General features: G+C 71.4%; 14 protein-coding genes. 9 read left to right on the plus strand and 5 right to left on the minus strand.

Features of this window, described 5'->3' with window-relative positions; all coding sequences use genetic code 11:
* Positions 1-49: 49 nt before the first annotated feature.
* Together ASD16_RS04025 and ASD16_RS04030 are read right to left on the minus strand one after the other, a co-directional pair.
* Positions 50-2,443: a beta-galactosidase gene (locus ASD16_RS04025; protein ID WP_055913130.1), complete on the minus strand. Its 2,394-nt coding sequence runs from the start codon at positions 2,441-2,443 to the stop codon at positions 50-52.
* A 28-nt stretch (positions 2,444-2,471) separates the two neighbouring features.
* On the minus strand, positions 2,472-3,365 hold the full coding sequence (locus ASD16_RS04030) for an AraC family transcriptional regulator (RefSeq protein ID WP_055913133.1): 894 nt from the start codon (positions 3,363-3,365) through the stop codon (positions 2,472-2,474).
* A gap of 69 nt (positions 3,366-3,434) precedes the next feature.
* On the opposite strand from ASD16_RS04030, the gene ASD16_RS04035 reads away from it, so the two are divergent.
* Complete coding sequence (locus tag ASD16_RS04035; RefSeq protein ID WP_055913136.1) at positions 3,435-6,824, plus strand: DUF5107 domain-containing protein; 3,390 nt, start codon at positions 3,435-3,437, stop codon at positions 6,822-6,824.
* 35 nt (positions 6,825-6,859) lie between these two features.
* A complete protein-coding gene (locus ASD16_RS04040) occupies positions 6,860-7,705 on the plus strand; it encodes a glycosyltransferase family A protein (RefSeq protein WP_055913139.1) in 846 nt (281 codons plus the stop codon).
* Here the strand turns inward: ASD16_RS04040 and ASD16_RS04045 are convergent.
* The 3 genes from ASD16_RS04045 to ASD16_RS04055 form a co-directional block, all read right to left on the minus strand.
* On the minus strand, positions 7,628-9,049 hold the full coding sequence (locus tag ASD16_RS04045) for an MATE family efflux transporter (protein ID WP_082570579.1): 1,422 nt from the start codon (positions 9,047-9,049) through the stop codon (positions 7,628-7,630). The two genes, ASD16_RS04040 and ASD16_RS04045, sit on opposite strands and share 78 nt — an antisense overlap.
* Positions 9,046-10,032, minus strand: coding sequence for a phosphotransferase family protein (locus tag ASD16_RS04050; RefSeq protein WP_055913142.1), 987 nt, complete (start codon positions 10,030-10,032; stop codon positions 9,046-9,048). The genes ASD16_RS04045 and ASD16_RS04050 overlap by 4 nt, the downstream gene beginning before the upstream one ends.
* Before the next feature lie 68 nt (positions 10,033-10,100).
* Entirely contained in the window at positions 10,101-11,132 is a 1,032-nt protein-coding gene (locus tag ASD16_RS04055; protein ID WP_082570580.1) for a LacI family DNA-binding transcriptional regulator, read from the minus strand.
* 361 nt (positions 11,133-11,493) lie between these two features.
* On the opposite strand from ASD16_RS04055, the gene ASD16_RS04060 reads away from it, so the two are divergent.
* From ASD16_RS04060 to ASD16_RS04090, 7 genes are all read left to right on the plus strand, one after another.
* Positions 11,494-12,810: an ABC transporter substrate-binding protein gene (locus ASD16_RS04060; RefSeq protein ID WP_055913145.1), complete on the plus strand. Its 1,317-nt coding sequence runs from the start codon at positions 11,494-11,496 to the stop codon at positions 12,808-12,810.
* 90 nt (positions 12,811-12,900) lie between these two features.
* Entirely contained in the window at positions 12,901-13,875 is a 975-nt protein-coding gene (locus tag ASD16_RS04065) for a carbohydrate ABC transporter permease (protein WP_235523097.1), read from the plus strand.
* Positions 13,868-14,680: a carbohydrate ABC transporter permease gene (locus ASD16_RS04070; protein WP_055913148.1), complete on the plus strand. Its 813-nt coding sequence runs from the start codon at positions 13,868-13,870 to the stop codon at positions 14,678-14,680. The genes ASD16_RS04065 and ASD16_RS04070 overlap by 8 nt, the downstream gene beginning before the upstream one ends.
* Positions 14,677-17,682 (plus strand): glycoside hydrolase family 2 TIM barrel-domain containing protein, encoded by a 3,006-nt coding sequence (locus ASD16_RS04075; protein ID WP_055913151.1) that lies wholly within the window; start codon positions 14,677-14,679, stop codon positions 17,680-17,682. Before ASD16_RS04070 ends, ASD16_RS04075 begins: the two co-directional genes overlap by 4 nt.
* A 177-nt stretch (positions 17,683-17,859) precedes the next feature.
* On the plus strand, positions 17,860-19,869 hold the full coding sequence (locus tag ASD16_RS04080; protein ID WP_055913154.1) for a beta-galactosidase: 2,010 nt from the start codon (positions 17,860-17,862) through the stop codon (positions 19,867-19,869).
* An 11-nt stretch (positions 19,870-19,880) separates the two neighbouring features.
* Complete coding sequence (locus ASD16_RS04085) at positions 19,881-21,938, plus strand: beta-galactosidase (protein ID WP_055913157.1); 2,058 nt, start codon at positions 19,881-19,883, stop codon at positions 21,936-21,938.
* 76 nt (positions 21,939-22,014) lie between these two features.
* Positions 22,015-23,052, plus strand: a complete 1,038-nt coding sequence (locus ASD16_RS04090) for a LacI family DNA-binding transcriptional regulator (protein ID WP_055913160.1) — start codon at positions 22,015-22,017, stop codon at positions 23,050-23,052.
* Positions 23,053-23,140 lie beyond the last annotated feature (88 nt).

The following is a 23,140-nucleotide window of genomic DNA, read 5'->3' on the forward strand; positions in this document are numbered from 1 at the left end:
TCGTCGGGAGCACTCGCGCTCTGCAGTGAAGCCCGGCTCGCTGCTCCCGTCAATCGTGGGCATCCCAGGCGATCAGACGGACCGTGCCGACGCGGACGACATCCACTGCTGCGACGTGCACCCCGTCGGGGATCTCCCGCACCGTGGGGTCGACCCAGACACCCGTGCTGCGCTGCCAGGGCAGGAGCTCGAGCCGCACTCCGTGCCGAGCGACAGCGGACGCCCAGGGCGTGAGGTCGACGTCCCAGTCGCGACCGTGCCAGAAGTGGTCGCTGATCAGCTCGTCGCCCACGTACGCACGGCCGACGTCACCGGTCCAGCGCACCCGGAGCAGCGTGCGGTCGACGCCGTCGACCAGGTCTCGGGGGACGTCGACCTGCACGACGGCGGCTCCGGAGAAGTCGGTGGGTGCGCTGAGCCGGTCCAGGGGACCGCCGCGCTCGGGGCGGGGGGAGGTCGCTGCTGGGCGGAGCCCGGAGACGAGCGTGCGGCGGCCGACCTGCGGCGCGCTCGCCTGCCACGTCCGCCAGGGGCCGTCGTCCGACGGCTCGCTCAGGTCGGCGCTCTCCGCCCGGAGGGCCTCAGGAGCGGGGAGGAGCGCGACGGTGACGTCGGGGCTCTCCGTCTGCACGACGAGCTCGCCGTCCATCGCGTAGAGCGGCGCGGAGGAGAGCACCAGCCGCTCCCGGCCGTCCACCTCCAGCAGGTACAGCCGGTCGGTGCTCGCCTGGTCCAGGACGATGATCCGCGCGCTCGTGAGCTCGACGACGCACGTCGGTCCGGCGGGCGCGGCGAGGGAGATGGTCGTCGCGCCCTCGCGGTGGACGGCGACACCCGCTCCGCCGACCTCGTGGTCCCCGTCGAGGACGAGCTCGACGGGGATGCCGTCGTACGCGCCCAGCACGACGACCTCGCGGTCGTCGACGGTGATGCGAGCCAGCACCCGTGCGGTCGCACTCCGAAGGACGACGCCCGGAGCGAGCGGGTACCGCAGCGGCCACACCAACGAGACACCGGCCGGGATCGTCACCGGCTGGGTGGGCACCGTGACGTCCCCGTCGTCGAAGGTCACCGTGAGCTGCACGTCGCGCTGTTCCGGCAGTGCCGCCTTCGCGGGCTGGTACGTCGAGGCGAACAGGTAGCCGCTGCGACCGTCGGACCGCACGGCCCACCGCAGGACCTCCGGGTCGGTGCTGCCACCTCCGACGGTCGTGGTCATCGTGGCGATGCGGTGCCCGTCCTGCTGGAGCCACAGGTGCTGGGCCCGCAGGTAGTGGTGGTGGGGGCGGATCTGGCCGTGCTCGCCGATCGGGGCGGCGAAGTCGTAGGTCACGCGCGGCACGTCGTTGGGGTAGCCGGTCGCGTGGGACTCCTGCTCGGAGCCGTGTGCACCCGTGCGCTGCGTCCCGCCGGCGTACATGTAGTAGCCCTGCCAGATCGAGCCGCTGCCGAGCTTGGCGAGCGCGAGTGCGGCGACGTCGGCGGGTGCGACGACCGGCCGGCGGTGGTACGCGACGTGCATCCCTCCGCCCAGCTCGCACGTCACGAACGGCACGGCGTCGTCGTCCTTCAACGGCACCGCCGCGGGGTCGAGGGTGATCCCGTCGAGAGCCTCGCGCAGGTCCGCCCCGACGGACAGGTCGTCGCGCACCGGGCTGTAGCGGAAGTGGAACGCGGAGAACTCCGGCCACTCCGTCTGCTCGTCGTCCCAGAAGCCGTCCGAGTAGGCGCTGTACACGGGCAGCAGCGTGTCGGGGACCTGCGCACCACCCCAGCCCGTCGCCGTCCAGATCGGGACCCGGAGCCCGAGCTCCTCGGCGAGCTCGCGCAGGCGTGCGAGGTGCTGCGGCTGGTCGTAGAGCTCGTTGTCGACCTGGGCGCCGACGACGGGCCCGCCGTCGGCATGTGCCAGGCCCCGGAGCTGCGCGACGGTCTGCGCGTAGAAGGCGTGCACCAGGTCGAGGTACGCGGGGTCGTTGGTGCGGGTGGCGAGGTTCCGCTCGACGAGCCAGTCGGGGAAGCCGCCGTACCGCGCTTCGCCGTGGGCCCAGGGGCCGAGCCGGACGACCACGTCGAGGCCGTGGGTCTGTGCCTCTTCGATGAAGGCGCGCAGGTCGAGCTGGCCGTCCCAGCGAAAGACGCCGGGCTCCGGCTCGTGGGCCTGCCACAGGACGTAGGTCGCCACCGAGGTCAGACCGCCCGCCCGGGCGTGACCCAGGACGTCACGCCAGCGGTCGCGAGGGACGCGCGAGTAGTGGATCTCGCCCGTGATGGGGAACCACGGGATGCCACCCCGCTCGACCCACCTGCTGGTCACCTCGATCCGGTCGTCGCCTGCAGGCGGCTCGCCGACGCTCAGGTGGCCGCGGTGCGGTGCCGTCGGCGCGACGACGGTGAGGTGGTGGGGCGCCACGAGGGTGCTCGGGCGGACGTCGCTGGTCATGTCTCTCCTTGCAGCAGGTCGGAGTACCTCAGCCCTTGTCGTGCGAGCGGTACTCGGTCGGGCTCACGCCGTGGATCCGGTGGAACTGGCGGGAGAAGTAGAGGGGGTCGGTGAACCCGACCTGGGCGGCCACGGACGCGATGGGCCGGTCGGTGGTGTCGAGGAGCTCGCGGGCCGTGCCCATGCGCAGACGGGTCTGGTACTCCAGTGCGCCGTAGCCCGTGGCCCGCCGGAACAGCGCGGAGTAGTGCGAGACGCTCAGCCCGGCCATGCCCGCGAGGTCGGCCAGGGAGATGCGGGTGGAGACGTTCGCGCGCAGGTGCTCGATCGTCGCCGCGACCGGGTCCGACTGCTGCCTGCCGATCGTCCGACGGTCGGCCGCGAGGAGCGCCATCGCGTGCCACGCAGCACCGGCGGACGCCAGGAGGCTCGCCATCGTCTCGTCGTGGTCCATGCGCCGGATGATCGTGTCGACGAGGGAGATGACGGGGGCCGGGTCGGCCACACCGAAGACCGGGTGTTCCGCCGTGGCGCCGATCGCCTCGAGGAGGTCGGGCACCTGCTGGCCCACCAGGTGCATCCACCAGATGGTCCAGGGCTCCTCGGCGTCGGCCTCGTACCGGTGGGGCACGCCCGCGGGGATCGCGAGCGCCTGACCCGCCTGCACCTGGTGCACGCCCGACGGCAGCGTGCACGATCCCCGGCCGGCTGCGCACACGATCACGATGTGTTGCGCGGCGCCGTGCGTGCGCACGCGGCCGTGGGTCGACGCGCGCGGGAAGTACCCGACGTCGGTGACGAGCAGCTGCGACAGAGGTGGTGTCGTGATGGCCCGTGCGACGAGGGGGCGCGGGAGCACGCGCATGCGCTGACCGGGGAAACCTTCCCGCCGGCGGGGTGGCGCCTCACGCGTTGCGATCATCGATTCGTCCATGTGTCTCGGGAGAATGCCCATTCTGCAGCATGGCGACCGGAACGTAGCGTCCTGCACATGCTCGACGACGAGTCCCGCCTGGACCTCCCTGCCGTGCCCGCACACCTCGCGGGTCAGGCTGTCGCCGCCTGGCGTCAGCCGGTCACGATCGACACGTACCTGCCGGACCCGGCGGACCGCTACCCGGCGTTCCTGGAGAACCGCGTCTACCAGGGCTCGTCGGGCCGGGTGTACCCGCTGCCGTTCCACGAGCGCATCAGCCCGACCAAGGCGCCCCACGCCTGGGACGCGATCCACCTGGAGAACCCGTGGATCCGGCTGATGATCCTGCCGGAGCTCGGTGGCCGCATCCACGTCGGGATGGACACCACCAACGGGTACGACTTCTTCTACCGCAACAACGTCATCAAGCCGGCGCTCGTCGGGCTCGCAGGCCCCTGGATCTCGGGCGGCGTCGAGTTCAACTGGCCGCAGCACCACCGCCCGGCGACGTTCCTCCCGGTCGAGGCGACGATCGAGCACGAGGCCGACGGCGCCGTCACGGTGTGGTGCTCGGACCACGACCCGTTCGCCCGGATGAAGGGCATGCACGGTATCCGCCTGCGTCCGGACTCCTCGGTGATCGAGCTGCGCGCCAGGCTGTTCAACCGCACCGACGAGGTGCAGACGTTCCTCTGGTGGGCGAACGTCGCTGCGGCCGTGAACGACGACTACCAGTCGTTCTTCCCGACCGACGTGCACGCCGTCGCCGACCACGCCAAGCGCGCCGTCACGGCGTTCCCGGCGGCCGACCGCCCGTACTACGGGATCGACTACCGGGCCCGCAAGGACACGGTGCACCCCGACGGCGCCCCGGACGCGGACCGGATCGACTGGTACCGCAACATCCCGGTGCCGACGTCGTACATGGCGCTCGGGACGCAGGACGACTTCTTCGGTGGCTACGACCACGGCCGCCGGGCGGGCTTCGTGCACTGGGCCGACCACCAGGTGGCACCCGGGAAGAAGCAGTGGACCTGGGGCACCGGCGCGTTCGGCACGGCCTGGGACGCGAACCTCACCGACACCGACGGGCCCTACGTCGAGCTGATGGCCGGCGTGTTCACGGACAACCAGCCGGACTTCACGTTCCTGGCGCCGGGCGAGACGAAGACGTTCAGCCAGTACTGGTACCCGATCCAGCAGACCGGTCCCGTCCACCAGGCCAACCTCGAGGCGGCTGTCCGCCTCGACTTGACGCCCGGCACCGCAAGCACGGAGACCACCGCCGTGCGGGTCGCGGTCGCGACGACGCAGGTGCGCGCCGGTGTGGTCGTGCGCCTGACCGGGCCGCAGGGTGCGACCCTCTGGCAGGTCGAGGCCGACGCAGGTCCGGATCGTCCGATCGTGCAGCACCTGACCCTTGACGACGCCTGGGCCCCGGAAGACCTGACGCTCGTCGTCGAGCACGGCGGCGCCGAGGTCATCGCGTGGCGTCCCCGCGTGGCGCACGGCTCCCCGGCGATGCCCGAGCCTGCGCGGGAGCCCGCGGCGCCCGCCGACGTCCCGTCCGTCGACGAGCTGTACCTCATCGGCGTGCACCTCGACCAGTATCGGCATGCGACCCGGTCGCCCGAGCCGTACTGGCTCGAGGCCCTGCGTCGCGACGCGGGTGACTACCGCTCGAACCTCGCGCTCGCCGCACGGCGCTACCCGGCCGGGCGGTACGCCGAGGCCGAGCAGCACCTGCGCGCCGCGCTCGCCCGGCAGACCCGGCTGAACACGAACCCTGCCGACGGCGAGGCCGCCTTCCGCCTCGGTCAGGTGCTCGCGCGCACCGGTCGCCCGGACGAGGCCGACGAGGCGTGGGGCAAGGCCCGGTGGAACCAGGCGTGGCGCGGTCCGGCGCTCCTCGCGATGGCACGGCTCGACGCTGCGCGCGGCTCCGACCGTTCCGCCCTCGACCACGCCCGCGAGGCCGCCGCCGACGCGGACAACCTGCAGGCCCAGGCGGTGCTCGTCGTCCTGCTGCGGCGCGCCGGCCGCGACGCCGACGCTGACGCGGTGCTGGCACGGGCGCTGGACCGCGACCCGCTCGACGTGTGGACCCGTGACCTGGCAGGTCACGATGTCGCGACGGACGCGCCGACGCTGCTCGACGTCGCGCTGGAGTACGACTCGCTCGGTGAGTGGTCCGATGCGGTCCGCGTGCTCGAGGCCGCAGCCGAGGTCGAGCCTGCCCTCGGGCAGGTGGAGGTCCGACCGCTCCTGCACCTGCACGCCGCACGGATCCTGGCGGCGGCCGGCGAGCACGGCGACGCCGACCGGCACCGTGCGCTGGCGCGGACCGCACCCGCCGTGCACTGCCTCGCCTCTCGCCTCGACGACGCGGACATGCTGCTGGCGCACGTCGAGCGGCACCCCGACGACGCCCGGGCCTGGGGGATCGTCGGCCACTGGCTGTACTTCCAGCGGCGCTACGAGGACGCGATCGCCGCGTGGCGCACGTCGACCGAGCTGGACCCGAGCGACCCGGTCGTGTGGCGCAACCGTGCGGTCGCGGCGTTCAACGTCCTGGCCGACCCGGACGCCGCGCGGCAGCACTACGCGAGCGCACTCGCGGTCGCCCCCGGCGACCCCCGCCTGGTCTACGAGCGCGACCAGCTGGCTGCGCGGTCCGGCGGGACGCCCGACGAGCGCCTCGCGGTGCTCCAGGGGGAACGCCCGGCGGTCGACGCCCGCGACGACCTCACCGTCGAGCTGGCCCAGCTGCACACCGCCACGGGAAGCCCCGAGGTGGCACTCGAGCTCCTCCGGGCCCGCCGGTTCCAGCCGTGGGAGGGCGGCGAGGGGCAGGTGCTCTCGGCCTGGGACGAGGCACTGCTCGCGCTCGCCCGCCGCGCCCTCGCCGCCGGTGACGGGCAGCTCGCGCTCGAGCACGTCGGCGCGGCCCTCGATCCCGTCGCGAGCCTCGGTGAGGCCCGGCACCCGCTGGCCACGACCGCCCAGCTGCACCTGCTGCTCGGCGACGCCCTCGCCGCGACGGGCGACGACGGAGGCGCCTCCGTCGCCTGGTCGCAGGCCGCCAGCTCGACGGGCGACTTCCAGAGCATGGCCCCGGTCGCGTTCTCCGAGACGACCTACTACGCCGTGCTGGCCTCGCGCCGTCTCGGCGACGACGCCCGCGCCGACGCCCTGGTCGACGGCCTTGCCGCACACGCGGTGTCGCTCCGCTCGACGCCCGCGACTCCTGACTACTTCGCGACCTCGCTGCCGACCCTGCTGCTCTTCCGGGACGACCCCCAGGCCGTGCAGACGACGACGGCGATGCTTCTGGAGGCACAGGTCGCCGCCCTGCGGGGTGACGTCGACGCCGCGGCTGCGCGCCTCGACGAGGTCCTCGCCCGCGAGCCCGGCCGGCTACGGGCCCTCGACCTGCGACGGGAGCTCTCCCGCCGTCGGGCGTGAGGGTGCCAGGACCCGGCTCGTGCCAGCATGAGGGCGTGCTGAGCGTGAGCGTGGTCGTCACGGCGTTCGACCAGGGCGAGCTGGTCGCCGAGGCGGTCGAGTCGGTCCTGCACCAGACCCGCGTCCCGGAGGCCGTCCTGGTGGTCGACGACGGCTCGACCGACGTCGGGTCGGTCGAGGTCATCGAGCGCCTCCAGGGCGACACGAGGGTCAGGGTGCTGCGTCAGTCCAACCGCGGGGTCAGCGCGGCCCGGAACGCGGGGATCGCCGCCGCCGGGACCGACCTCGTGGCCGTGCTGGACGGCGACGACCGCCTCGCGCCGACGTTCCTCGAGCGGACGGTCGCGGTCCTCGAGGGCGACCCCGGTGCGCGCGCCGCATCGTCGTGGCTGCGTGCACACGGCGTGATCGACGCCGTCGTGCGGCCCGGGGGAGGGTCGGCGGTCGACTTCCTGCACCGCAACGCGTGCCCCGCGACCGCAGTGGTCCGCCGTGACGCCTGGCGAGCGTGCGGCGGCTACGACGAGGACCTGCGCAGCGGGTTCGAGGACTGGGACTTCTTCCTGTCGCTCGTCGGCGACGGCGGGCACGTCGCGGTCGTGCCCGAGCCGCTCATCGAGTACCGGACGGCGCCCGCCTCCGCGAACGTCCGCTCCATGGACTCCCGCCTCGAGCTCTACGGCCGGCTCGTCGACAAGCACCGCGCCGTCTTCGAGCGGCACCTGCGGGAGGTGCTACTGGCGCTCGAGGCCCGCGCCATGGACGCGGCCGCGCGGTGGGAAGACCTCGTGGCCGCGGACCGCTCACTGCCGGTCGGGGAGGTCACGTACGGCGACGGTGGCATGGCCGCGGCCGTCCGGATCGCCGTCCGGCGGGGCTGACCCCGCGGGGACGTCGAGGCGGCGCAGGACCAGGAGCGCGATGCCCGCCGACAGGACCTCGCCCGCGGCCAGGCCCGTCCAGGCGCCCGTGGGGCCGGCGCGGCCGAGAGCGAGCACGAGCGGGACCTTGAGGAGCAGGAGGGTGCCGACGGAGAGCGCGTAGGACGGTTGCGGTCTGCCCAGGGCCTGGAAGTACGCGGAGACCAGTGGCGTGACACCGGCTGCGGCGAACCCGACCGCCAGGATGCGCAGGGCGGCGACGGACTCGGAGCGGACGGCGGCGTCGTCGACGAAGGCGGCGGTGATGGGTTCGGCGAGCAGCGCGACGGAGCCCGCGGCGACGGTGCTGTAGACGAGGGTGGCGCGCAGCGACAGCGTCCGGGCGCGTCGGACGCGTGCGCCGAGGAGCCGGCCGGCGTTGTACCCGACGATCGGCTGCATCCCCTGGCTGATGCCGAGCTGAGGCATCGCGACGAACGTCTGGATGCGGGAGCAGATCGCGAACGCGGCGAGCACCGAGAGCTCTGCGGTGGCGACGGCCACCCCGGACAGCGTGGTGTTGACGACCACGACGAGCAGGGTGGCGCCGAAGCCGGCGAGGAACGAGGGAGCGCCGATGCCGACGAGGGTGCGGACCGTCGGGAGGTGGGGCCGCAGGTCGGATCTGCGGATCCGGTAGGGCCGGTGCTTCTGGGCGAAGAAGAACCACAGGCTCATGGCGGCGGAGACGGCCTGGCCGCCGACCGTTCCGAGGGCGGCTCCCCGGACGCCGAGGTCCAGCCCGACGATGAGCAGCGGGTCGAGGGTGATCTGGACGGCGACCGGGACCACCCACAGCATCGTGGCGAACCGCATCCGACCCTCGGCGCGCACCAGGCTGGAGAACCCGGTCGAGACGATCGCACCGGCCAGGATGACCACGGCGTAGTCGCGCGCGTAGCCGAGGGTCGGGCCGTGGGCGCCGAGCAGCCCCAGGAGGTGCTCGAGCCCGGTCAGCCCGATCACGGTGATCACCACGGCGGTGGCCCAGAACGCGGTGAAGGCGTTCCCGGCGGCGCGTGCGGCGGTGCTCGTGTCGCCGGCACCGAGGTGCCGGGAGACGACCGAGGCTGCTCCGACGCCGAGGGCGGTCGAGACCGCGCCGAGCACCAGGAGCAGCGGGGCGACGAGGTTCACCGCAGCCATCGCGGTCGTCCCGACGCCGCGCGCGACGAACCAGGCGTTGGTCAGCGCGTAGATCCCGTAGACCCCGACCGCGATGGTGGTCTGGGTGCAGGCGTGCCACAGCAGCCGCCCGACGGGCCGTTCACCCAGCGCGGCGGCGTCGAGTCGGCGGGTGCTCACGGCTCGGTGAGCAGGCTCATCATCTGGCCGATCTTGTCGCGCGCCCAGTCGTACTGGGTGGGGGTCGTGTGCCCGCGGTAGACGGTCTCGATCGCCATGATCACGACCAGGTGCAGGCAGTACAGGCCACGGCGCGTCTGCTCCCTCGGCGTGAGCTGCTCCTGGCCGTAGCCGCGCATGAACGCGCTCGGGTCGCCGAAGTCGGACAGGTAGGTGCCGGCGAAGCCGGCCTCCATCAGCGGGTCCCCGTACAGGGCGCGCTCGTGGTCGATGATCGTGACGATCCTGCCGTCGCGGACCATCACGTTGGAGTCCCAGAGGTCCCACTCGACGAATCTCGGCTCGATGACGTCGTCGAGGACGTCGGCGTGCAGCGCGACGACCTTGCGGATCTCGTCGTAGTCCCGGCCGATGTCGACGTTGCGGGCCTCCCCGGCGGCCAGGACATCCTCGACGAGGCCGGTGAACACGACCCGCCACGACGGGTCACCCGGGCCGGGGAGCGGCCCGAACCAGCTCCCGCGGATCGAGTTCAGCTCGCGGTTGGCAGCGCCGAGCGCCTCGTTGTACGCGTCGCGCCGCTCGGTGCTCAGGCCGTCGGTGATGATGCCGAAGTTCTCGGCGTCGACGAACGGCATGAAGAAGTAGTCGGCGTCGACGAGCTCGTGGCTCAGGTCGGCGTGGTCGACCTGCGGGACCGGGACGTCGGTGCGTGCTGCGATCAGCGCCAGCGCGTCGAGCTCGATGCGCATCGCGCCGCGCTCGGCGGGCATCACGGGCACGTCCCGCGGCGGCGCGATCTTCACGACCACGGCCCGGCCGTCGCGCAGCAGGATCCGGTAGGCGACGTTGAACCAGCCGTGCCCCAGCTCCTCGAGCCAGGTGTCCGGCTCGCCGGTGGGCACCTGCTCGGCGCCGTAGGCACGCTCGACCATCGCACGCAGCGTCGCTGGCGTCTGGCGGTTCTTCGTGATGCTCTCCATCGAGTCCTCGTCGTCGTGCGGCGGGAGGTGCGGCCCGGGGATGGCTCAGGCGACCTCGAGGTCGAGGTTCAGCGCGGAGGAGGCCCGGTGCTCGCCCGGACGATGAGCTCGGTGGGCACGACCGTCAGGGCCGGCGGTGCGACGGACCGCGACCGGAGCTGACCGACGACGAGGGTGATGAGCGCGCGGCCGATGGCGTGGAAGTCCTGCCGGACGGTCGTCAGGGGCGGTGAGGTCCAGCCGGCGACGGCGATGTCGTCGAAGCCCACCAGGGACACGTCCTCGGGCACGCGGCGGCCGGCCTCGTGCAGCGCCCGCACGAGGCCGAGCGCCATCTCGTCGTTGGCGCAGAACACGGCGGTGACGTCGGGGTCGGCCGCGAGCCGCAGCCCTGCCTCGTAGCCGTCGTGCGCGCTCCAGTCCCCGTACACCGGCTCGGGTGGACGGATCCCCGCCTCCAGGAGGCAGCGGCGCCACGTGCCGCTGCGCACCAGGGCGTGCTCCGAGTCCCGCGGCCCGGCGAGGTGGTGCACCGTGCGGTGTCCCAGGCCGAGCAGGTGGCGGACCGCATCCTCGCTGCCCTGGACCTGGTCGGCGGAGACGGTGGGGTAGTGGCCGGCGAACTTGGAGAAGGACACCGCGACCGGCATGCCGGCCGGGAGCACCAGCGTCGCGGGCGACGCCTGCTCGGCCCGCATGATGACCAGGCCGTCGATGGCCTGGTGCGAGATGCGGTGCGCCGCGTTGTCCCAGCTCTCGCGGGCGGGGTTGCGCACGTGCAGGAGCGTGACCGAGTAGTCCTCGAGCGCGGCAGCCTCGACCAGGGCCTCGGCCGTGAGGGCCTCGCCGGTGCGCTGGAAGCCGGTCGAGAGCACGCCGATGGCGCCGAACGTGCCGTTCCGCAGCGCCTGCGCCGCCCGGTTCGGCGAGTAGCCGAGCTGGTCCATCGCCTGCACGACGCGGGCGCGAGTGCTCGGCCGGACCGAGTCAGCGCCGGTCGAGACGCGCGAGACGGTCTGCGGCGAGACGCCCGCAAGGCGTGCGACATCACCGATCGACGGACCTGAGCGGCGGCGGCCAGGTGCTGACGCTGTTGTCATGCCGAGATGCTAGTGGTGCCGAGCATGATGACGTAACCATTGGCGCCATCCTGCACGAAAGCATGCCTCGGAGCGTTACCAAAGCGTTGCAGAGCAAGCCGGCGAGCGCTGCTATGGTGACGTCACCAAACGCCAGTGAGGGTCGAGTGACGCCGTTGTTGCTCATGGTCGGTGTGGACGAGACCCCCGTGGCGCGGAGCTGGTAACCGCCTGACCCTCAGCAAGGCGCACGACCTCCAAACAGCACAGTCGACCTGTCCCGCTCACCCGCCGCGACGTTGCGCGGGGGAGCGGGAGCCGGCGGCTCGGCGAGAGCCGGCGACGGTCCACGGGACGACCAACAGCACGAAGGGATCACCCGATGAAGAACACACGCACGCTCGGGGCGCTGGGCGCCGTCTTGTCGCTGAGCCTCGCCCTCGCCGCTTGCAGCGGCGGAGATGGCGGCTCGGGCTCGGACGAGACCGGCGGGGGCGGTGGCGCCGAGGACAACACCCTCACGGTGTGGGCCTGGGACCCGGCCTTCAACATCTACGCCCTCGAGGAGGCCGAGAAGGTCTTCCAGGCCGACAACCCGGACTTCAAGCTCGAGATCGTCGAGACGCCGTGGGAGGACGTGCAGACCAAGCTGACCACGCTGGCCCAGTCCGGCGAGACCGACCAGCTGCCCGACATCTTCCTCATGCAGAACAACGCGTTCCAGAAGAACGTCATCAACTACCCGGACATCTTCGCCGACTTCACGGACTCCGACGTGGACTTCAGCGAGTTCCCCGAGTCCGTCGTGGCCTACTCCACGTACGACGACGTCAACTACGGGGTGCCGTTCGACAACGGCACCGCGATCGGCGCCTACCGGACGGACATCCTCGAGCAGGCCGGCTACACGGTCGACGACTTCACCGACATCACGTGGGACCAGTTCCTCACCATCGGCAAGGACGTGCTGGCCAAGACGGGCAAGCCGATGCTGACGGGCCAGGCAGGCTCGGCCGACATGATCATGATGATGCTGCAGAGCGCCGGCGCGAGCCTGTTCGACGACGAGGGCAACCCGACGATCACCGACAACGAGGCGCTGCTGGCGGCCATCGACATGTACGGGCAGATGGTCGAGGCGGGCGTGTTCGTCGAGGTCAACTCGTGGGACGAGTACATCAACACGATCGTGAACTCGAACACGGCCGGCGTCGTCAACGGCGTGTGGATCTCCGGTTCCATCCAGTCCGCCGCGGACCAGTCCGGCAAGTGGGCCGTCACCAACGTCCCGAAGCTCGACGGCGTCGACGGTGCGACCAACTACACCGCGAACGGCGGCTCGTCCTGGGCGATCACGCCGAACGGCAACGAGGCGCTCGCCGCCGACTTCCTCGACGCGACGTTCGCCGGCTCGACCGACTTCTACGACACGATCCTCCCGGCCTCCGGCGCACTCGCCAACTGGCTCCCGGCGGGTGAGTCGGACGTCTACAGCGAGCCGCAGGCGTTCTTCGGCGGGCAGCCGATCTACGCCGACGTCCTGAAGTTCGCGGCGGAGGTGCCCAGCAACAACACGGGCGCCTACTACTACGAGGGCCGCGACGCCGTCAGCGTCGCCATCACGAACATCTTCAACGGCACGGACCCGAAGGTCGCGCTCGAGGAGGCGCAGTCGACCGTCGAGTTCGCCATGGGGTGATTCCAGCGCGGGCGGCGGAGGCCAGTCCACGGCTCCGCCGCCCGCGTCCCTACCCAAGTCCGTCACCGGCGAGGAAGAGGTGAGCTGCTCGTGTCTGCTCCCACCGCACCAACCGAGGACCGCGCACCAGGCGCACCCCCCCGAGGGACGAAGGAGTCCCCAGGCCGTTCGAAGCGGGTACCCCTGTCGGCGATAGCGCGCCGCCGCAGCCTGACGGGGTGGACGTTCCTCATCCCCGCCGCAGCCCTGATCGTGCTGGTCAACTTCTGGCCGATGATCCAGGCGCTGTTCCTGTCGCTGCAGACGGGACGGGGGACCCGGCTGAGCTGGGCAGAGCCGCTGTGGTTGAACTACCAGCGGCTGTTCGAGGACGAGACGTTCCGGCTCACGATGAGCACGACGTTCATCTACCTGATCATCCAGGTGCCGATCATGCTCATCCTCGCCATGGTGCTGGCGAACTTGCTCAATGCACCCTGGCTGAGGTTCAAGGGGTTCTGGCGGACGGCGATCTTCCTGCCGTGCGCGGTGGGCCTGGTGTCGTACGCGCTGGTGTTCCGGCAGATCTTCGCGACGGACGGCCTCGCCAACGACCTGCTCACGCAGTTCGGGATCCTCGACGGCCCCGTCAACTGGCTCGGCCAGACGGGCACCGCCCGGATGGTGATCATCCTCGGCCTGCTGTGGCGGTGGACCGGCTACAACATGATCTTCTTCCTGGCCGCCCTGCAGAACATCGACAGGTCGACCCTGGAGGCTGCCCGCGTCGACGGCGCGAACGGGTTCAAGACCTTCTGGTACGTGACCATGCCGCAGCTCAAGCCGATCATCCTGCTCTGCGCGATCCTGTCGACCAACGGCACCCTGCAGATGTTCGACGAGTCCTACAACCTGACCAACGGTGGTCCGGGAAACACGACGATGACGGTGTCGCACTACCTGTACAACGTGTCGTTCCGGAACAGCCCGAACTTCGGATACGCGGCCGCCATCTCCTACGCGATCCTCATCATCGTGGCCATCCTGGCCGCCATCCAGCTGAAGGTGGGCGACAAGCGTGACTAGGACACAGCTCCGGCGGATCCCCGCATACCTGTTCTTGTCCTTCGCCGTCGTCCTGTCGGTCTTCCCGCTCTACTTCATGGCGGTCTCGGCGACGAACACGAGCAACGAGGTCGTGGCGTCCAAGCTGCTGCCGGGCAGCCACCTGCTCGAGAACTTCCAGACGCTCGTCGACTCGCAGCCTCTGTTCACGGCGCTCTACCACTCGTCGGTGAACGCCATCGCGACGACGGTGCTCGCGCTGATCCTGTGCTCGATCGCCGGGTACGCGTTCGAGATCTACCACTCGCGGGCCAAGGACACCGTCATGGCCATCCTGCTGCTGGCGATCATGATCCCGTTCGCGGCGACGATGATCCCGTTGTTCCGGCTCTTCGCCCAGCTCGGACTGGTGAACTCGACGTTCGCGGTGATCGTGCCGCTGATCGCCACGCCGTTCCTGATCCTGCTGTTCCGGCAGGCCTCGCGGTCGTTCCCGCACGAGATCATCGAGGCGGCGCGTCTCGACGGGCTGGGCGAGGTGAGCATCTTCGCGCGGATCTACCTGCCGACGATGAAGCCCACCCTGGCCGCCGCAGGTGTCATCACCTTCCTGTTCTCGTGGAACAACTTCCTGTGGCCGAAGGTGATCCTCGTCGACAACGCGTACCAGACCCTGCCGATGCTGCTCTCGAACATGCGCGCCGGGTACGTCACCGACTACGGGAGCCTCATGCTCGCCGTGCTCATCGTGTCGGTGCCGACGATGGTCGTGTTCCTCCTGCTGCAGCGCAGCTTCGCCGAGGGCGTCACGGGGGCCATCAAGTGACCTTCGACCTCAGCCGGATCGCCGACCCGGAGCTCGTCAAGGAGAACCGGCTCGACGCGCACTCCGACCACCGGTGGTTCGCCTCCTCGCAGGAGGCGGCGACCGCGACCAGCTCCTTCGAGCAGTCGCTCAACGGGCTGTGGAAGCTGCACTACGCCAAGAGCCCCGCCCTCGTCGTCCCCGGCTTCGAGCGGGTGGACGTCGACGACTCCGGCTGGGACGACGTGCCGGTGCCGGCCCACGTGCAGCTGCTCGGCTACGACCGCCCGCAGTACACCAACGTGCAGTACCCGTGGGACGGCTACGAGCAGCTCGAGCCGGGGCAGGTTCCGCAGCGCTACAACCCCGTGGCGACGTACCGCCGGACGTTCGCCCTCGAGCACCCGCTCGAGCCCGGCGAGCGGCTGAGCGTCAGCTTCCACGGTGCGGAGAGCGCCGTCGCCGTGTGGCTGAACGGCGCCTACGTGGGCTACGGGACGGACTCCTTCACCCCGTCGGAGTTCGACCTGACGGACGCCCTGGTCGAGGGTGAGAACGTCATCGTGGCGCAGGTGGTCCGGTGGAGCGCCGGGTCGTGGATCGAGGACCAGGACTTCTTCCGGTTCTCGGGCCTGTTCCGGGACGTCGTCCTGTACCGCCGGCCCACCGTGCACGTCGAGGACGTCCGGGTGGTGACCGACGTCGCCGACGACCTCTCCGAGGCGACGGTGCGCGTGCGCGTCGTCCTGGCCGGCGACGGCCGCGTGGACGCCAGGATCGCCGGTGCCGGACAGCTCACCGGCGACGACGAGCTCGTGGTCCGCATCGAGAGCCCGCGGCTGTGGAGCGCGGAAGACCCTCAGCGGTACGACCTCACGCTCGACGTGTACGACGCGTCGGGCCGGCTGACCGAGCACGTGCCTGTGCGGGTGGGGGTGCGACGGTTCGGCATCGAGGACGGCCTGCTGAAGGTCAACGGCTCCCGCGTGGTCTTCAACGGGGTCAACAGGCACGACTTCGGCCTGCAGGGGCGCGTGATGACCCGGGAGCAGACCGAGGCCGACATCCAGCTCATGAAGCGGCTGAACATCAATGCCGTGCGGACCAGCCACTACCCGAACAACTCGTACTTCTACGAGCTGTGCGACGAGTACGGCCTGTACGTCATCGACGAGATGAACCTCGAGTCGCACGCCATGTGGGACCTGATCAGGTTCGCCGGGGCCGGGAACGACGTGGCGTTGCCCGGGGACCGCCCCGAGTGGCTGCCCACCCTGCTCGACCGGGCCGCAAGCATGCTGGAGCGGGACAAGAACCACGCGAGCGTCGTCATGTGGTCGTGCGGCAACGAGTCGTTCGGCGGCACCACCATCCTGGAGGTCGCGGAGTACTTCCGTCGCGAGGACTCCCGGCCGGTGCACTACGAAGGCGTCCACTGGGACCCGCGCTACCCGCAGACGACCGACGTCGTCTCGCGGATGTACGCGCCGGCGGCCGAGATCGAGGAGTTCCTCGCGACGCACCGCGACAAGCCCTACGTGCTGTGCGAGTACGCCCACTCGATGGGCAACTCGTTCGGGGCCGTCCACAAGTACGTCGACCTCGCCTACCGCGAGCCGCTGTTCCAGGGGGGCTTCATCTGGGACTTCGCAGACCAGGCCCTCCGGCGCACCGACCCCACCGGCCGCGAGTACTTCGGCTACGGCGGCGACTTCGGTGACGCGCCGCACGACGCGGACTTCAGCGGCAACGGCATCGTCTTCGCCGACCGGTCCCTCAAGCCGCTCGCCCAGGAGGTGCGCTACCTCTACCAGGGCTACCGGCTCTCGGTGGGCAGCGACAAGGTCACGGTCGAGAACCGCCACCTCGCCACCTCGTCGTCGGCGCACGAGTGCGTCGTGACCCTCGCCCGGGAGGGCCGGGTGCTCCAGGAGGAAGTGCTCGAGACCGATGTCGCCCCGGGGGCGTCGCAGGTGTACGCGCTCCCGGTCACGGTGCCGCCCGGGCCCGGCGAGTACACGGTCGACGTGTCCTTCCGGCTGCGCCGCACCACCCGCTGGGCGCCGGCCGGGCACGAGGTCGCCCACGAGCAGACGGTGGTGGTCGTCCCGGCCACCACGCCGGCCCGCCGGGCCGCTGCGCCGGAGGTCGTCCACGGCATCCACAACGTGGGCGTCCGGGGCCGGCACTTCACCGCCCTGTTCTCGCGGCTGCACGGAGGGCTGCAGTCCTACCGCTACGGGCTGACGGCGGACGGTGGCCGTGAGCTGCTGCGCTCGGTGCCCCAGCCGTCGTTCTGGCACGCACCCACCTCCAACGAGCGCGGGTGGGGCGGCCCCGCGGTGGACGGCGCGTGGCTCATCGCCAGCCGGTACGCGACGGCCGTACGGGGCGCCGACCAGCCCGCTGTCGAGCAGACGGACGCGGGGGTGCTCATCCGCTTCCGGTACGAGCTGCCCACCGCACCCGCGGGGGAGTGCGAGCTCTCCTACCTCGTGGACGGTGACGGTCGCGTCGAGGTGACCCTCACGGTGCGACCCGGTGCGGGGCTGCCGGACATGCCCGAGCTCGGTCTCCTCCTGGCGACCGACCCCGCGTTCCGCACCCTGCGCTGGTACGGGGACGGGCCCGAGGAGTCCTACGTCGACCGTCGAGCGGGCGCGCGGCTGGGCGTGTGGGAGGCCGACGTCCGTACGTCGCTCACGCCCTACCTGCGTCCGCAAGAAGCGGGCAGCCGGACCGGCGTGCGCTGGGCGACCGTGACGGACGAGCGAGGTGCCGGCCTGCGGCTGGAGTCGGACCAGGGCATGGAGCTGTCGGCCCTGCCGTGGACGCCGTCCGAGATCGAGAACGCCGCACACCACACCGAGCTGCCGCCGATCTACCAGACGGTCCTGCGCCCGGCGCTCCAGCGTCGCGGGGTCGGTGGCGACGACTCCTGGGGTGCGCGGACGCATCCGGAGTACCGACTGCCCACGGAGACCGAGCTGACGTTCCGGTTCGCGTTCCGGGGGCTCCTCTAGCGACCCCGACGGGGGCGCCGGCCCGGGGGTCGGCGTCCCCAGCTCGACCCCACCCGGCGGCGCACGCGTGCCCGTCGTTCACACCTGGTCCTGGGAGGCCACCGTGGTAACCGTTCCGACCGACCTTGCCGTCATCGCGGCGCCGCTCGGGTCCTCGCCGACGCCGGCGGTGACCCGGTGAGCGCGCGCTGGACCGGTCCGTGGCCGACCGAGGGCATCGCCTTCGGAGCCGACTACAACCCGGAGCAGTGGCCGGAGGAGGTCTGGGCCGAGGACGTCGCGCTCATGCGTGAGGCGGGCGTGACGCTGGTGAGCGTCGGGATCTTCTCCTGGGGCGAGCTCGAGCCCGAGGAGGGACGGTTCGAGTTCGGTTGGCTCGACCGGGTCCTGGACCTGCTGCACGAGGCCGGGATCGGGGTCGACCTGGCGACGCCCAGCGCAGCGCCGCCCGCCTGGCTGCACCTCAAGCACCCGGAGATGCTGCCGGTGGACGCCGACGGTCTGCGGTACACGCACGGCAGCCGCGAGTCGTGGTGCGTGAGCTCGCCGGTCATCCGGCACCACGCCACCCGGATCGCCCGGGTGGTCGCCGAGAGGTACGGCCACCATCCCGCCGTGAAGATGTGGCACGTCTCCAACGAGCTGGCCTGCCACAACGGGCGCTGCTACTGCGACGTGTCCGCGGCCGCGTTCCGTGACTGGCTGGGCAAGGAGTACGCGGACATCGACGCGCTCAACCTGGCGTGGGGGACCGCGTTCTGGGGGCAGCGCTACGCGTCCTTCGAGCAGATCCTGCCGCCCCGACGCACCACCACGATCGCGAACCCGGGGCAGAACCTCGCGTTCGAGCGGTTCTCCTCCGACGCGTTCGTCGCGCACCTCGAGGCCGAGGCGGCGGTGCTGCGCGAGGTGACGCCGCACCTGCCGGTTACCACCAACTACATGGTCATGGGCGACTTCCACCAGATCGACTACACGCAGACCACGCCGTTGGTCGACATCGTGTCCAACGACCACTACCTGTGGGGCGAGGACCCGCGCGGGTGGGCCGAGCTCGCGTTCAGCGCCGACCGGACTCGCGGTCTGGCCGGCGGGCACCCGTGGATCCTCATGGAGCACTCCACGAGCGCGGTCAACTGGCAGCCGCGCAACATCGCCAAGGGACCGGGACAGATGCTGCGCAACGCGCTGCAGCACGTCGCTCGCGGCTCGGACGGGGTCCTGTACTTCCAGTGGCGGCAGTCCCGGGCGGGCGCCGAGAAGTACCACTCGGGGATGGTCCCGCACGCCGGACGCGACTCTGCGCTGTTCCGGGACGTCGTCGAGCTGGGGGCGACCCTGGGCCGGCTCGCCGAGGTGCGAGGGAGCACGGTCGAGCAGGCACGCGTGGCCCTCCTGTGGGACACCCAGGCGTGGTGGGCCGCCGAGCTCGAGGCCCACCCCACCGTCGACCTGCGCTACCTCGACCTCGCCCAGCGGATGCACGGCGCGCTGCTCGACGCGGGCGTCGCCGTCGACGTCCTGCCTGCGGCCGCCTCGCTGGACGGGTACGACGTCGTCCTCGTGCCCACCCTGTACCTGGCACCCGAGGACCTGTCCGACCGGCTGACCGCGGTCGTCGCCAGGGGTGGGCAGGTGCTCGTCTCCTACTTCTCGGGCATCGTCGACGCCTCCGACCGGGTCCTCCTGGGCGGCTACCCCGGGGCGTTCCGGGACCTGCTGGGGGTGCGCGTCGAGGAGTTCGCGCCGCTGGTGGCCGAGGGGACCACGACGCTGAGCGACGGGAGCACCGGGGAGGTCTGGACCGAGCGGATGACGGTGCCGGACGCCGAGGTCCTGGCGACCTACGTCGACGGTCCGTCGGCGGGCGGTCCTGCGGTCACGCGCCGGGACACGCGGTCGGGCGGTGCCGCGTGGTACCTGTCGACCCGCCTCGACGCCCCGTCCCTCACCGAGCTGCTCGGACGCGTGCTCGCGGCAGGCGGCGTGTCGCCCCTCGTCCCGTCACCGGGTGGCCTGGAGGTCGTCCGTCGGGCGGGCGCCGACGGCAGCTGGCTGTTCGCGCTCAACCACACCGGCTCGGACGTGCCCCTGCACGTCGCCGGGCACGACCTGGTGGCCGACCGACGTCACGAGGCGGGGGCGGTCGTCCCGGCGCTGGGCGTCGTCGTCGTCCGAGAAGACTGAGCCGGACACACATGGACGAGATCCTGTACGGGGCCGCCTACTACGACGAGTACATGCCGACCGACCGCGTCGACACCGACGTCGCGATGCTGCAGGCGGCGAACCTCACCGTGGTCCGCATCGCCGAGTCGACGTGGAGCACGCTGGAGCCCCGGCCCGGCGTGTTCGACTTCACCCACGTCGACCGGGCGCTCGACGCCATGGAGGCCGCCGGCATCCACGTCATCGTCGGGACACCCACGTACGCGGTGCCGGCGTGGCTCGTGTCGTCGCACCCGGACGTGCTCGCCGAGACGAGCACGGACCAGAAGAGCTACGGCGCACGCCAGATCATGAACATCACCCACCCGGCCTACCGCCTCCACAGCGAGCGGGTGATCCGAGCGCTCCTGGCGCACACCGCGCACCGCCGTGCCGTCATCGGCTTCCAGCTCGACAACGAGACGAAGTACTACGACGTCGCCTCGAGCGACGTGCAGCGCGCGTTCGTCGAGCACCTCCGCGCGACGTTCGACGACGACCTCGACGCGATGAACAGTGCCTACGGCCTGGACTACTGGTCCAACCGCGTCGACGCCTGGGAGGAGTTCCCGGACGTCCGGGGCACGATCAACGGGTCCCTCGCCGCAGCGTTCGACAGGTTCCGCCGTTCCTTGGTCGAGGAGTTCCTCGCCTGGCAGGCCGCCATCGTCCGCGAGTACGCGCGCGAGGACCAGTTCCTCACGCACAACTTCGACTTCGACTGGGGGCCGGGCTGGTCCTACGGGCTGCAGCCGTCCGTCGACCACTTCCGGGCTGCGGCCTGCGTGGACATCGCCGGCGTCGACATCTACCACCCGACGCAGTCCGCCCTCACCGGCAAGGAGATCGCGTTCGGTGGGGACATGACCCGCTCGATCAAGGGCGGCGCCAACTACCTCGTGCTGGAGACCCAGGCCCAAGGGCAGCCGGCCTGGCTGCCCTACCCGGGCCAGCTGCGCCTGCAGGCCTACAGCCACCTCGCGAGCGGCGCCGACTCCGTCATGTACTGGCACTGGCACTCCATCCACAACTCCTTCGAGACGTACTGGCGCGGGCTGCTCAGCCACGACCTCCAGCCGAACCCCACCTACGACGAGGCCGCCGTCATCGGTGCCGAGCTCCGGCGCGTGGGGCGGTCGCTCGTGCACCTGCGCAAGGACAACCGGGTCGCGGTCATGGTCAGCAACGAGGCGCTGACGGCACTGAACTGGTTCAGCATCGAGACCGGGTTCCCCTCCTTCGTGCGCCCCTCGATCGGCTACAACGACGTGCTCCGCTGGGTGTACGACGCGCTGTTCGAGCTGAACGTCGAGTGCGACTTCGTCCCCGCCGACACCGAGGACCTCGGCCGGTACGCGATGGTCGTCGTCCCGGCGCTCTACTCGGCGCCCGAGTCGACGCTGCAGCGGCTGCGCGCGTTCGTCGCCGACGGTGGCCACCTCGTCTCGACGTTCAAGTCGTTCGTCGCCGACGAGCACGTCAAGGTCTGGCACGACCGGCAACCGCACTCGCTCACGGGCGTCCTCGGCCTCACCTACAACCAGTTCACCGTCCCGGTCGACGTGCGCCTCACCCTGCACGGCGACCTGGCGGCGGCCCCCGGCGCCGCCGCGCTGAGCCCTGACGACCGCTCCGCGCTGCGCTTCATGGAGCTCTTGCAGCCCGACGGCGCGGAGGTGCTCGCGTCGTACGACCACCCTGCCTGGGGCGGTCAGGCGGCCGTGACCCGGCACCGCTCGGGGGCCGGGACGGCGATCCACCTCGGCACGATGACCGGTCCTGCCCTCGTCCGCGAGGTGCTGGCCCTGGCGGTGCGCGACGCCGGCCTGTGGGACTGGCCGCAGGAGCTCGGGGGCACGGTCACCGTCCGCCGGGGCGTGAGCTCCGCCGGAGCGCCGCTGACCTACCTCCTGAACTACTCCGGCAGCCCGGTGCAGGTCACGAGCCCGGTCACGGCCCGGTCCGTCCTCGACGACGTCACGGTCGAGGAGGGCACCGACGTCAGGGTGGGCGCCTGGGATCTCACCATCCTCGAGGAGGTGCGCTGACCTGTCGGCGATTCGACCTCGCCGACAGCGCGGTCTGGGCGTGTTGCCCGACCCCGTTCCCCTAGAGTCTCGTGCGATGGGACCCACCGCGCCGCGCAAGCGCCCGACGATCCGTGACGTCGCGGCTGCGGCCGGCGTGTCCCGGGGCACCGTCTCGCGCGTGATCAACGGCGGGCACTGGGTGTCCCCGGACTCGCTCGCGGCCGTCCAGGAGGCGATCCGGACCACCGGGTACTCCGCCAACCCGCACGCGCGCAGCCTGGTCACCGGACGGTCGAACTCGGTGGCGTTCCTGCTGACCGAACCGCAGCACCTGCTCTTCGAGGACCCGAACTTCTCGATCCTCCTCCGCGGAGCCGCCCAGGCGCTGGCCGCACGTCGCATGCCGCTCCTGCTCATGGTCGCGGGCACCCCTGACGAGCAGAAGCAGGTCTCGTCCTACGTCGGCGCCGGGCACGTCGACGGCGTCCTCGCGATCTCGTCGCACAGCGGCAACCCGCTGCTCGACACGCTGGTGCGGCAGGGCATCCCGATGATCTCCTGCGGCATCCCGCTCGGCTTCGAGGGCCGCCTCGGCTACGTCGCCGCCGACGACCTGGGCGGCGGGCGGCGGATGACGCGGCACCTGCTCGACCTCGGCCGCACCAGGATCGCGACGATCACCGGACCCCTGGACACCCCCGGGGGCAGGCTCCGGCTCGAGGGCTACCGCGACGAGCTGGGGTCGCTCTACGACGAGTCGCTCGTCGCGCACGCCGACTACTCGCGCGATGGTGGCGCGGAGGGGATGCGGACGCTCCTCGAGCGCCGGCACGACCTCGACGCGGTCTTCGTCGGCTCCGACCTGATGGCGGCGGGGGCCCTGCAGGTGCTCCGCGAGGCGGGCAGACGCGTCCCGCAGGACGTCGCGGTCGGGGGCTTCGACGACTCCGGCCTGGCGGCGACGCTCGATCCGCCGCTCACCACCATGCGGCAGCCGCTGGAACGGATCGCCGGCGAGATGGTGCGCCTGCTGATCGAGCTGATCGAGGGCGGGGAGCCGGCCGCCGTCACGCTGCCGACCTCGCTCGTCGTGCGCGCCAGCACCGGACCGGTTGCCCCGACCCCGTCCTGACGAGCCGGATCGCGCGGACACCCCATCCTGCCGGCAACGCGTCGTCATGTGGTCCCTCGCAGGCTGTGCACGCTCCCACTCGTACCCG

It is taken from the genome of Cellulomonas sp. Root485, from assembly GCF_001426705.1.
Taxonomy (GTDB): domain Bacteria; phylum Actinomycetota; class Actinomycetes; order Actinomycetales; family Cellulomonadaceae; genus Cellulomonas.